This is a genomic window from Okeania sp. SIO2F5 (assembly GCF_010692685.1).
GTDB classification, from domain to species: domain Bacteria; phylum Cyanobacteriota; class Cyanobacteriia; order Cyanobacteriales; family Microcoleaceae; genus Okeania; species Okeania hirsuta.
The window spans coordinates 1-13,896 of the sequence record NZ_JAAHGU010000170.1 but is presented as its reverse complement, the minus strand read 5'-3'; the positions used below and the strand labels follow the sequence as shown (position 1 = coordinate 13,896).

General features: G+C 34.3%; 7 protein-coding genes and 2 pseudogenes. 2 read left to right on the top strand and 7 right to left on the bottom strand.

The window, feature by feature from the left end; translation table 11 throughout:
- Window positions 1-177 precede the first annotated feature (177 nt).
- Window positions 178-1,416: a VWA domain-containing protein gene (locus tag F6K27_RS29435; protein WP_287279491.1), complete on the top strand. Its 1,239-nt coding sequence runs from the start codon at window positions 178-180 to the stop codon at window positions 1,414-1,416.
- A 638-nt stretch (window positions 1,417-2,054) separates the two neighbouring features.
- Window positions 2,055-3,551 (top strand): cyclic nucleotide-binding domain-containing protein, encoded by a 1,497-nt coding sequence (locus tag F6K27_RS29430; protein WP_287279492.1) that lies wholly within the window; start codon window positions 2,055-2,057, stop codon window positions 3,549-3,551.
- 755 nt (window positions 3,552-4,306) lie between these two features.
- Here F6K27_RS29430 and F6K27_RS29425 read toward each other — a convergent pair.
- The 7 genes and pseudogenes from F6K27_RS29425 to F6K27_RS29395 all read right to left on the bottom strand — a co-directional run.
- Entirely contained in the window at window positions 4,307-4,981 is a 675-nt protein-coding gene (locus F6K27_RS29425) for a J domain-containing protein (protein ID WP_287279490.1), read from the bottom strand.
- Between the two features lie 525 nt (window positions 4,982-5,506).
- Window positions 5,507-5,662 (bottom strand): annotated as a pseudogene (locus tag F6K27_RS29420) (zinc ribbon domain-containing protein); the annotation flags it as partial.
- Window positions 5,663-5,694: 32 nt separating this feature from the next.
- The gene (gene cysK / locus F6K27_RS29415; protein WP_124144681.1) at window positions 5,695-6,657 is read right to left on the bottom strand and encodes a cysteine synthase A; all 963 of its coding nucleotides are present in this window, start codon (window positions 6,655-6,657) and stop codon (window positions 5,695-5,697) included.
- 1,406 nt (window positions 6,658-8,063) lie between these two features.
- Entirely contained in the window at window positions 8,064-9,959 is a 1,896-nt protein-coding gene (locus tag F6K27_RS29410; RefSeq protein WP_287244628.1) for an iron uptake porin, read from the bottom strand.
- 808 nt (window positions 9,960-10,767) lie between these two features.
- Window positions 10,768-12,402 (bottom strand): HD domain-containing phosphohydrolase, encoded by a 1,635-nt coding sequence (locus tag F6K27_RS29405; protein WP_287279489.1) that lies wholly within the window; start codon window positions 12,400-12,402, stop codon window positions 10,768-10,770.
- Between the two features lie 356 nt (window positions 12,403-12,758).
- Window positions 12,759-13,040 carry a 4a-hydroxytetrahydrobiopterin dehydratase gene (locus F6K27_RS29400; protein WP_124144685.1) on the bottom strand — a complete coding sequence of 94 codons (282 nt, stop codon included), beginning with the start codon at window positions 13,038-13,040 and terminating at the stop codon, window positions 12,759-12,761.
- Window positions 13,041-13,738: 698 nt separating this feature from the next.
- Window positions 13,739-13,896 (bottom strand): annotated as a pseudogene (locus tag F6K27_RS29395) (photosystem II protein D2); the annotation flags it as partial.

Below are 13,896 nucleotides of genomic sequence, written 5' to 3'. Positions count from 1 at the left end.
TGACTGTCTAGGCGTACTGTCGGGGACTGGGAACAGTCTAGATAAGTGCCACTCAAGCAGTAAACCTAAATCGCGAGGTTTGGGAATCTCCTGTTATAATCTTTGATTTAATGGGAGAGGATGTCAAATTTGTGGATATATCCTGAAATAAGTAGTAGTAAAATTTCTAGTATATTTATGAAAGTTAATCTACATTCAGTTCTTAACGATACCAATATTGATGCCACTAAATCTTCATCTCAACGTCAACTGGCCATATCTATTTCGGCTCTAGCTGATGAGCTAGAAAGAACTGTACCACTAAACCTATGTTTGATTTTAGACCATAGTGGTTCTATGGAAGGAAGACCGCTGGAAACTGTCAAACAAGCAGCAGGACAACTTGTAGATAAATTGAAGGAGGGCGATCGCCTTTCAGTTGTGGCTTTTGACCATAGAGCTAAGGTGATTGTTTCTAATCAAATTATTAATGACCCTGGTAGTATTAAGCGCGAGATTAACAGATTAAGATCCTCTGGTGGTACAGCTATTGATGAGGGTTTGAAGTTAGGAATAGAAGAGTTAGATAAAGGCCAAAAAGATTCTATTTCCCAGGCTTTTATATTAACTGATGGAGAAAATGAACATGGGGACAATGACCGTTGTCTTAAGTTAGCAAAGTTGGCTACTGATTATAGTATGACTCTAAATTCCCTGGGGTTTGGTGATGATTGGAATCAAGATGTTCTGGAAAAAATAGCTGATGCAGGTGGGGGGACTCTTGCTTATATTCAACGTCCAGAACAGGCAATAGAGGAATTTGGCAGACTGTTTAATCGGATTCAATCTGTGGGACTTACTAATTCTTATTTACGATTATCTTTGATGCCTAGAGTTAGATTAGCAGAACTTAAGCCTATTGCACAAGTAGCACCAGATACTATTGAATTGCCCGTACAAAAAGAGAACGACCGTTTTATGGTCAGACTGGGAGATTTAATGAAAGATGTAGAAAGGGTAGTTCTAGTTAATCTTTATATTGGGCAATTACCTGAAGGAAAACAAGCGATCGTTCAATTACAAGTTCGTTATGATGACCCTGCTCAAAGTAAGGAAGATTTACTTTCTGAACCTATATTAGTTGAAGCTAATGTTACGGAAAAATATCAGCCTCAAATTAATTCGGAAGTACAAAATCATATTTTAGCTTTAGCAAAATATAGGCAAACTCAAATAGCTGAAACCAAATTGCAACAAGGCGATCGAGCTGGTGCTGCTACAATGTTACAAACTGCTGCTAAAACAGCATTACAAATGGGAGATACAGGAGCAGCAACTGTTTTACAAACCAGTGCGACTCGTTTACAAGATGGAGAGGAACTTTCTGAATCAGACCGGAAAAAAACTAGAATTGTCTCCAAAACAATTTTAAAGTAAAGGATACTTTTTGATTAGTTTTGCCAGGGAATTTTTCCCTGGTAAATAATTAAATTTTATCTAGATAACTATAATTTTATTTATCAGAAATTATCCGAATATAATATTGAAAATTAAGCTTTAAAGCCTCTGTATAGCTGTACCACTGGCTGTAACTCTACAAGTATAAACAAGATAAATTTTTCCTTTTCGTCAATCCTCTTGTTTTCAATTAGACTCAATCAAAACATCTAGTTCTTCCATCTATAAGTTCCATAACTTCTCTATCAGTTTCTCACATATGATTCCTGATTACTATATATAAATAACTATTATTTGGTGAATCTTCATCAACCCACTAAAATAATAATTAAAAATTTAAATTCATTTCAAAAATTTAGCGTTAACTTATTTTAGATGAAATAGTAACAATTGAAATGCAAACTTTTCAGTGTCTTATTCTCTAAAACCTATATGTACTTAATAAAGTCGCCAACTACTATACAGCACTTTGCAGAACAATTAGGTACAATGTTCAAAGCAATAAGCAAAGATAAAAATGAAACCTTATTATTTACTCAATGCTATTACTGTAACAATTAGTCGTGCAAAAGGCTGTAAGTTTTTGTTCTGGAAGTAAAAATAGTTTTACAACAAGTATGAATTGGATTTTTTTACAAGGGAAAGAATGGTTTCAAAACTTATCTAGATCATTAACAACTCCACTTTTTTATATTGGAGATAATCATCTTTCTATAAGTGCTATTGTCAGACTAATTCTATTAGGTGTAGCAGTCTTAATTATTGCTCGTGCTATTGGAGAAGGAATCAAGAGATTACTACTAACTCGTATGGGTTTAGACCGGGGTAATCGAGAAGCGATCGCCTCAGTTATTATCTATATAATCGCCATTTTAGGAATTTTAATTGTTTTACAAAGAGCTGGTATAGATTTGAGAACTATTACAGTTTTAGCAGGAGTTTTAGGTATTGGACTTGGCTTTGGATTACAAAATCTTGCTAGTAACTTTATTAGTGGTTTAACACTTTTATTTGAACAACCTATTAAGGTAGGAGATTTTATTGAAGTAGACAATTTATTAGGAACAGTAGAAAATATTTCTATTAGGTCTACAATTGTGCGTACTCTTGACGGTATATTTGTAATTGTACCTAATATAAAATTTGTAGAAAATAATATTATTAACTGGAGTTATAAAGATCCTAAAAGTCGTCTTCATATGCCAGTTGGAGTTGCTTATGGTAGCGATCCACTGTTAGTAACGGAAGCATTATTAGCTGCTGCTCGGGCAGAAACGAGTGTATTAAACCGTCCTTCTCCTAAAGTATGGTTTAAAGGTTTTGGTGATAGTTCTTTAGATTTTGAGTTATTAGTTTGGATTGACCATCCTCAAGATAGCGATATAATTCAAAGTTCTTTGAATTTTTTAATTGAGCATGAATTGACTCAGCAGGATATAGTTATTCCCTTTCCTCAGAGAGATTTATGGTTAAAAAATCCACAAGATTTGAGTACCTTATTTAACAGTAGTATTTTTACAAATAATAGCGAAAATAAAGTTTTTTCTCAAAATGGTGTTTTTTGTGAGCAAAAACATAGTAGTTTTCAACAAACTAAAAAATCAGCATTAAAATCACCAAATAATTGGACTTTGCGAGACCTACTCAGAAGAGTCACTTATTTTGAAAGTCTTACTGATTTAAAACTCAGAAAATTAATAGAATATGGTTATAGACAGTTATTTCCTCAAGGGCAAATTATATTTAGAGAAAATGATGTTGGAGATTCTTTTTACATTATTCTTTCTGGTGCTATTGAGGTGATTTCTGAAAAAACTGGTAAATATATTGCAACTCTTCACGAAGGAGAATTTTTTGGTGAAATGTCTTTGTTATTGGGTTCTCCTCGTACAGCTACAGTAAAAACTATTGAAGATTCAATTTTATTTGTAATAGAAAAACATGATTTGCAAAGATTATTAGAAGAATCTCCTAGTTTGGCTACTGATATTTCTCGAAAGCTTTGTGAACGCCGACAGGCATTACAAGAATTAGGATTACTTGATCGTAGTTCTTCAGAAAATACTCCCTTTACTAGGATTAGAAATCGGATTCAAACTCTTTTTGGAATTTAAATAAATTAGGATTCAGGAGTCAGGACTCAGGAGAAAAGAAATAATACCATATTCTCAAAAACTTTTCTACATTTTCTTGAGTAAGGGAGTGGGGGAGAAGTAAAAATAATAATAGTTCATATTAAATATGCTCAAATTAGCAAAAAATTTATTAGGATAGTTTAATTACTTAATAACTGAAGTGTTACCTAAGTATAGCATTACTTTTGGTAATTGGTATAAGAGGAGAAGGAGAAAGTTTTTTATCACTAATTATCCGGACATGATATTATCGTATAATTCAGTAGTTAGTAGTCAGAAGAAAGGAGAAAAGAGAAAAGAGAAAGGAAGGATGAGAGTGAGAATTATCTAGGGATATTCTGGAATTTTATGTCTACATTAAGTCTACATTAATATAAAGTATAGAGTAGGACAATTGTATAACCGGATTTCATGTTAAATGGAAAAAGTATACATTTCCAGAAACTAACTTTTAGTCTATAAAAAAAATGGCAAAAATTAGAGATAAATTTTCGTAATGAGCTAATATAATATCTAATACTATTGGATCAAAGAATATAGTAATCCTCAACGTAGTTGTGTCAAAAATATCTGAGAGTTAGGAAACGCTTAACTAAAGAAAAGTGATCTTGAAATCTAAGATTTATAGCAGTTTCTATCAAGAGCAAGTAGTTATAATCAATATTTTATGATGTGTGATAAATATTTATCAAATTGGTATGACTTTTCCACTCTATCCTCAAGAATAAATAAAGTTATAAAATACCATTTATTCCTGCCTGTGCTTCCTGGCGTAATCTAGAAGCAATTCTAAATAGTTCTTGACCTGTATGTAAATAATAATCATCATAATTTAGAGTAAACAATTCTAAATATTCTATTCCGTCACTAACCTGATTTAAGCAATAATATAAATGAGCTGCTACTCCTGCAAAATTAGATGGATTTGGCTGAGAACTAAATAAATTATGAGCTTTTTTGAGCAAGCGCCGACAAGTTTCTAAATAATTTTGGAATGATTCCATTAGTTGGTCATCAAACGGATCGGCTGCTAAATAATCAATTTCCTTTTTTAGAGGTTTTAATATTTGAATTATAATTTTGTTAACTGGTTTATAAACCTGATTTAACCATTTTTGTAGATTTTCATCTGCATTATTACCTCTTTTATTTTGCTTATAGTAACTTTGCTTTGTATTAGTATATTTCTGATCGTGTTGATTAAATTGTTGATCATAAGATTTTCTAAGTTGGGGATCGCCCAATACTTCATAAGCTTCATTAATGCTAATAATACGTTCATGGTCTGCTATTTCTGTATTAGCATCTGGGTGAAATAACTTCACTAAACGACGATAAGCTTGTTTAATTTGTCCCTGAGTTGCTGTGGGATTAACATTCAAAGTTTTGTAATAATCACTAGTGACCATAAAATTATTTCTACTCAATATTTACAATAGAATCTAAGTTTTTACATTTCCATTACTTATTTTATTCATTGTTATCAATAATTTACCAATGAAATAAACAAACTTTTAAATTGATAATGATAGATTAAATATTTTAGATTCTAGATAGCAATAGTGAGTAGAAAATTATATAAGGTATTTGAATTTCCCGTAAATATGAATTCTGCTAAATTTTGAACTGGGATTAAATTTGACTTTCCGTTAGGTAGAAGACTAATTATATTTTCTCATCACAATACTTAGTCTTTGCAGAGCTTTAAATAATCCCAAATTAGTCAGGTACTTACAATTCTCATCAAACACTACTACGCAAATATATAGCACTATAGTTTTGAGCACGTATATTGAGGCATTTTGTCAAACTGAAATTCAAATCAACTAATATGCAGAAACTAAGTATTCCTGTTACTTTTTCCTGATGACCTAAATTTGCCAAAAATCTAGTATTGCGTGAATGTGTAAGTCCCACAGTGACATACTCCCACACTAACCATTCGGTATAGTGCGGGCTTCTCGTTTCACGGTCCCGGTCCCCCGTCGGACTCCACGAGCTTTAAGGACGGGATGCCCCACCGCCCTATTTTTTATATTTATTGCGGCATTGAAGTCACGATCTATTACAATGCCACAATGGGGACAAGAATGGGTTCTTAGATTTAGCTAACTAAATATATCTAGCTAACTGCTGTAGCTAGAGTTTGTTCTGGTTCCTGAAATAGTGGAGTACTTAAATAACGCTCCCCAAAACTAGGCTGAATCATTACTATTAATTTACCTTGATTTTCTGGTCGCTGACCTACCTTTATTGCTGCACAAAGAACTGCTCCTGTAGAAATACCTGACAAGATACCTTCCTCTTTAGCTATACGACGACCATAACTAATTGCTTCACTATCAGCAACCTGAACCACTTCATCTATGATATCCAGATTCAGAACAGACGGGACAAAACCTGCTCCTATTCCCTGAATTTTATGAGGTCCAGGTTGTCCACCAGATAAGACTGGACTATTTGAAGGCTCCACAGCGATCGCTTGAAAATCAGACTTTCGTTGCTTAATAGTCTCTGCAATACCTGTAATTGTTCCACCAGTACCAATACCTGCCACCAAAATATCTACTTGGCCATTTGTATCTTCCCATATTTCCAATGCTGTAGTCTGGCGATGAATTTGTGGATTAGCTGGGTTCTGGAACTGTTGTAACATATATGCCTTAGGCGTTGACTCAACTATCTCCTGTGCTTTTGTGATACAACCTTTCATACCTTCACTACCTGGGGTCAAAACCAGTTCTGCTCCGTAGGCGCGTAACATAGAACGACGCTCTAAACTCATCGTTTCTGGCATTGTTAAAATTAACTTGTAACCCCTAGCTGCAGCTACCATTGCTAGAGCAATACCTGTATTTCCAGATGTTGGTTCAACTAATACTGTTTGACCTGGTGTAATCAATCCCTCACGCTCTGCTGCATTAACCATATTAACACCGATGCGGTCCTTGACAGAGGCAGCAGGATTCATTCCTTCTAACTTTACTACTATTCTGGCTACACAACCTTCTGCTTGAGGAATACGATTCAATTGTACTAGAGGTGTGCGACCTACTAATTCAGTAATATTATGAGCAATACGCATGATATTTTTATCCTAAATAGTATGCTGAGGGCTACTTATAATTTGATAGAAAATAATTGTTTATTATGCTAAACTTAAAGTTTATTTGCAGCTAAAGTAAAGTATGTTTTATTTATGTAAAAATACTTTCTACTTTTTTCATGACTTCACATTATTAGCAAAAGTATAAAATTAATTTATATTAAGTTATTTTCTATTTTCTTTTGATAAGTATACCCAATATTAGCTATGATTGCTTGGGTTTATATATATATATCTTATGTACTGAATCTTACAGATTTATATATTTTTTCTTTTTCTTTATGTTCTTCTGAGCATATTGTTTAATCAAAATTATTGAGTTAATCTTCTCTCTTAAAAAACCTTAAAACTAATTTATAAGTTTGTATACTTACTACTAAATAATAAGTTGATTTTTAATCAAATATATTTTCTATTTTTTTTGTTAGTCAATTGGATATACGGATATGGCTAACTTTCTCCATTCTCTCTCGATCCTTTGGAGCTGTGTTCAAGACAGATACGCTGTTGTTAACTTTTATTTACCTCGAAACATAAGTTATAGTAACTGCCAGGGCGATTAGGATAGAGAAGAATCAAAGTTATTAGACCATTTCATAGAGGCGATATAGCTGCGGCTAGCCTCCGCCAACCCTATATTTCTCCTTTATGTCCTAAGCACCTTGGCGACTGCTATAAATTAGTTTTCACATATACTTACTTAAATAATTTACCAAATTTTCAAGACAAAAATTGTAATTATACAACCTTTTTGGGGGTTGCACATTATGGAATTATATTGCCAAAAAATAGTTTAGACTTTGACTAAAAAAAACCTAATATTAATTATTAATTATAGCAATTAATTAATCCAAAATCTTGTTTATCAAAAATCTCAAATCATTCGTCACTGTGCAATGCCCCTTTTTGAGTAGCCCTTAAGAAGATAGTATATAACTACTTGCTAATTTATATATTTATAAATTTTGAATTCAAGCCAACATCAAATCTCATTTAATATCTGTCAATAAAAATAGTTAAAAATAAATTTAGTTTACTGATGTTAATTACCAAAATAAGAAACAGGGAACAGAAATGTAGAGGAATCTGTTTTCAAATAAGTTGTTAATTATTATAGTAGTCGAAGCAAAGAGGGCGGACATATCAAAAGATTAAAACTCAGGCAACACAAGATTTTTTTTCTTCTAGATAACTAACTTTTTCCTCCTTGCTTCTTTTTTCTGCTATATCTATCAGGATAATTTGATAATTCAAGTATAGAATTTTTAACTCTCAGAATTATATGTATGTAGTTTGAGTAATCCTAGATAAATTGCAATAAATAAACTTTTAAAACTTTTAAGGTGTATAGGGTGGAATTCCACCCTAATAACTTCAGCTAATCACTAGAACTGGAATGTAGTTCTAATAGTACCGATAATTAATTCATCATTATCATCATCTTGGTTAGCATTTGTAATTACAGTTACACCAGGAGTAATCGAGATATTATCTGTAACTTGATATTTGTAAAATGCTTCTATGTGCCATGACATATCTTGTCGTAATCCCGATGCCAACCCGTTAGGAACTTGTAGTTCATTCATGTAGGGTTCCCGACCTACAACAATACCACCTAAACTACCTTCCTTAAACAGATCGGGGAAAGCTAAATTTGCTCCATAACTCCATTGTTCAAAATCACCTAAACCAATCAGCTTCCCATCAAGATACATACCAAAGCCATTAATAGTTACCCAATCAGCTGCTCGCCAGGACATTTGTACACCATAAGCATTAGTCGAAACTGGCTGGGCAATATTAACTGAACCTGGTCGGCGGTCATTAAGTTCTGCATTTAAACCAAAGATAGTATTGGCAACACCAGTCCCCACAAAGCCACTGTTTAAACTGCCATTATCCCCTAGACCTGTAGCTGCACCATCATCATATCCAAAATTTCCTGGTCCAAAATAGCCTTTGTTGTAGGTAAGTCCAATTTGGAAATTTTTGATTGGAGTAAAAGTTAGTTGTGCTAATGCAGCATAATCTCCATTAAATAAACCTCTTCCTTCCCGAGGATCTTCACCTTCCGCTGCTAAGTAACCAAAAGATACAGAAAATGGACTATAGACACAAGCATATTGGTCTTTGCAACCAAAATCATACTCAACGCCAAGTCCTTTACCTCCCCCTAAACGATAGATCGGACTCCTTTGACCAAAAGCACTTAAAGAACCACTTCCTCCATCATAATCTTCCATGTAAGGGTTGAGAGTAGGAACAAAATCGTACCAACTTACTTTATTAGCAGCAATAGTTACTCTAATGTTATCCCTGACAGGGAACTTATAGAAAAGTTTATCTAGCTCAACCGTATCATCTGTGAGGTTAAGAACATTAAAAGTTTGCTGTCCCTCAGCCTCAGCTATCTTCTGGTTAAATGCTTGAGCATTACCTGCTTGTAACCTTGTAAATAATAAGTCCTCACCAGAAAAGCTAGTGTTGAAATTCAAACGTACCCTGTATTGAAATACTGTTTGGTCTTCGTCTTGTGTATTATCGTTGAAGGTTCCGTATCGCCCTTGGTCTTCAAAGTTATCAACAAAGGCAAAAATTACTTCACCTCTAAGTTTAGTAGTTGTCGAAAATTGATTGGCCTCTAATTCCGCAGCACGAGCTTCTAGAGCATCAACACGACCCCGCAAAATAGCTAATTCAGCAGAAAATTCTTCTTGTAATCTTTGTAGAATTGCCAGGTCTTCTCTACTTACTGTATCTGCTATGGCAGCTTGTAAGAGTTCAGTAATTCTATCTAAGCAAGCATTAACACCAGCCGCAAATTCAAAACGGGTTAAAGCACGGTTACCTCTATAAGTACCATCCGGATATCCAACAATACATCCATAACGCTCAACTAAGGATTGTAGTGCTTGAAAGGCCCAGTCTGTAGGTTGAACATCAGAAAGTTGAGATACAGAAGTAACTTGGCCTTTTGCTTTTCTTCTATTTCCTCTGTTAAGATTACGAAGACTTGGTTGACGAAGGTTACGACCTTCTCTTCCGTAGCGGTTTATTTGTCTTATGGTCGTTGCTGGTGCATTAGCAACGGAATTAGCTGAATTTGTTCCAGGGACTTGAGCTAATAGTTCAGTTTCCTGTGTTTCTATGCTTGTATCTTGGGACTGAACAACCAGATTTGCTGATTTACTTTCAGTCGCTACAGCGGCTGAGGATGCAACAAGGGTTGCTCCCAAGACTGCTGGACTAAATAGTAGACAATTCCAGAATTTTTTTGACATTTTCCCTCTCATCCTCACACCGATCGCAGAGAGACCATTTGGCTATATTTATCAGTTAATTTTGATTGGTTAGCATAGTTTTAGCTTTGCAACTTCTTGATTATTAAGAAGGAGTTGCAAAGGTGCAAATAGTCTAATTTTTTTTCAGAGTCTAGGTAGCTCTTGGCAGGATTAGACTTACAAGCAATCTTAAAAATACTTCCAATCTTAGAACAAATTTTGAGGTTTGTTCAACTTTATCTACAGCACAAACAGAGCTTTCTGTGAGTTTTACTAAAAATTTAATTTTTAACCCTAAGATTTTTACTTGACACTCCCACCGTTAAATCGCTCGATTATAACGGGGGATTCTTGCTTCACAAACTCTTAACTAGATAACAAATCAAACAAGTTGAGCTGTACCCCTGCCAGACCGTCTCCACAAGCTTTTCTTGCTCCGTCTTTACGCTGAGGAAACCTCAGCGCAGGCGGTGCGCTTTTATTGAACGGTGTGCCCCACCGCTATTAACCCTCTACTATTGATTCACCACCACTTAATTAATTTATAACTTTGAAATCTATGAGGGGCTGTGTGCGTTGGTTTCCCGTGCAATTTTTACGCCCCCTCTAACCGCTAAATCTCGCGATTATAGCGGGAGTCCTCTTTCAAGATTTTTTGATAAATAGATTCGGTAGTTGAGTGACAGGTTATCACAATTTTTTTTTATCAACAACCTCTATACAGAATTTTTTTATTCTGTTAGCCATGGCCTAATTAATTTTTGATCTTTGTATCTCTAGTATAAATTTTTGCTTTTTTGAGTGTACCTTATTTGCTGTGTCCTAGTATGGAGAAGACTTCTCGTTGTTCAAATAGTTCCAAGAAGTTGCTATTAATTTTATTCTGGGCTGCTTCATGACGCATAATTCTGAGAGCAACTTCTACAGGCAAACCTTGTTTGTAGGGGCGATCTCCTGCTGTTAAAGCATCATATATATCTGCAATAACCATAATCTGGGCTTGAATAGGAATATCTTTTTGCTTTAGTCCCCTGGGATAACCACTGCCGTCCAATTTTTCATGGTGTCCATAAGCAATTTCTGGAATTTGCTGTAAGTTATTTGTCCAGGGAATCCGCTTCAAAAATTCGTAAGAATGAGTTACATGAGACTCTATAGCTTTTCTTTCTTCAAAAGTCAAGTTACCTCTAGGAACTGCTAGTTGAGCCATTTCCTCCGGTGTAATTAGTGATTTAACTTGACCGTCTATGTCTTTGTAAGTGTAAAGTAATAATTGCTTCAGTTGTTTCAGTGGTTCTTCTGTTGTTATAGTTGGCTCGTTAGCGGTTAATACTATTTGCCAATAGTTATTAAGCTTGGCGATCGCTTTTTCTAGTTCTAAATCCAGATTTTCAATTTTTTGGCATAGAGGACAATTTTCTTGAGTATGTTGTTGAGATATGTCAGATAAATGTCCTAGTAAATGTTTGTACTTGGCTTGAGCAGATTCCATTTCCAAAGTACGTTGAGCAACAGAAAATCTTTGCTGAATCAGCTCTAATTGTTCTTCATAAAGTTTTTTACGTTTTGTTAATATTGCTTCTGGGACTCCAATTTTACCGAAATCATGCAGCAAAGCAGCATACCGAACTTCTTTAATTTGCTGCTCGTTAAAGGACACTGCCCATAAAGGCCCGCTAGTAATAGTATTAACTTCTTCACACAAGCTTACTGTTAATTTTGCTACTCGTTCTGAATGACCTGATGTACATTGATCTCTAGCTTCTATTGCTTGTACTGATGCTTTGACAAAGCCCTCAAATAGATTTTCAATATTTTCTTGTAAATGATTTCTTTCTATTGATATAGCTGCTTGAGAAGCAAGAGAACTTACTATTCGTTCTTCCCATTGTGAGTACGGCTGAATTAATTCTTGAAAATTCTTCGCTGTTAATACTGCATTTGAGTTAATCTTGCGATTAATTAACTGGAGCACTCCAATTATTTCTTGAGACCTATTTTGCATAGGTAAAACTAACACAGAACAAGTACGATAACCAGTATTTTTGTCGAAGCTTTTGTCAAATTTATAAGGTACACTTAAAGGTAAATTATAGGCATCTGATAAGTTTAAACTTTCACCTGTAAGAGCAACATATCCAGCCAAGCTTTTCGGTGTCATATTGATGGCCAATTCGTGGAAAGAAAAGTCTGGCAAGGAATCGTTTTGGGCTACCTTGAACAATAACCTAGTAGGTTGATTTCCTTTTTTTTCTACTAGATAGACGCTACCTGCATCACTACAAGTTATCTCCCGACTTTTGGATAAAATTAAATGTAAAATATCGCCCAAATCGTAAGTATCTGAAAGGGCAGCACCAATATGTAGTAGCTGCTCTATCAATAATTCTGTGTTCTCGGTAGCAGATTCTTGCATCCACTTGAGAATATTTAGTTGGAACATAATTTAGGGCTATTAACTAGCCTTTATCCTGAACAAACTTAATTACTAATTAATACACTTAACTTTCGGGTAGTAATATAGTTAAAGAAAATTATTTTGAATTTAAAGGCATCAAAATTCTAGTTTTTGCTTGCTTAATTTCAGTTTTAATTAGAAAATTTATTAACTAATAACTCTATTATAAATACTCGGTCAGTTAATCCGTACTAGACTAACTTAAATTGTATCCGCTCAATAAATGGGGGTAGACTACCAGTTGAGAAAATATTTTACGTAATTTGAGGTTTATCTTTTACCGATTCACCCCGGATTATTGAGCTGTTACCTTAAATTTATATCGAACTACGAAAACTAGCTTAGTCTAAAGCAGATATTTGTTTAGCCATGCTAAAATCTTTTTCTGTTAAACTGCCTACATCATGGGTCGTTAAATTAATTATTACTTTATTATAAGATATCTCTATATCAGGATGATGCTGTGATGCCTCGGCTGGATCTACTAATTGATTAACAAAACTAATTGCTTCGACAAAATTTTTAAATATTTTTACGCACTGAAGTTTATTTCCTTCTAGCTTCCAGTCTGATAATTGACTAACACGTTGACTAATTTCTTCTGCACTCAGCAATTTACTCATAAAATTATCCAAAAACTATCCGCTCTTATCATAAAGTAGTATGTTAGCAAATGCTTTAGTACTACTTCAAGATAAGAGCGGTCTAGCGGGTCACCTTGATTGAAACCTAACTGCTGAGAGAAACCCCAGATCAGCTTAGTTAAAATTTATTTTAACTCCCCTAGAAGGGGAAACAAGCTAGCTACTAGAGTCCAGCCCCAGCACACAGCTGGTATTTTCCAATCTGGTGACCCAAGCGTTTACTACTATCTTGCATGGGCATCACCTCCTTATATCCCTAAGCGGTTTTTAATAACTTTTACTATTAATAATAGTAGCACAAAAATTTGAGAATGCAATTGTCTTGTTAATTTTTTTTTCTCAGTTCAGGACTTCAATAACTTAATAAGCAAAAATTAAGAGTTTTAGATACAGAGTAATAACCAAAAAAAGGTTGAGAGATGATCTCTATTAAAATAACAAATATGCTAGTTAAAAAAAACAAAAATATAAAGTACATTGCTGGTTTATAAGGTAAAGACTATCCAATCATTTAATGAGTGAATATTATTATTCCGCCACTGTTCATCACTTAACTTGAAAAGTTCTGTATATACGCTGGATTGAAAAAAGTGCCTAATCTTCCAAAAATAATGGCTCCTACAAACTAACAATGTAGGAGCCATGAAAGGATTTAAAATTTATCCCTTCATAAATTATTACAGAGCGTTACCACGAGGTAATACTTCTTCAGGGAATATAAAGTTTTGATGTGGTTGATCTTGAGGTGCCATCCATGCTCGGATACCCTCGTTCAACAAAATGTTTTTGGTATAAAATGTTTCAAACTCTGGGTCTTCTGCTGCCCGTAACTCTT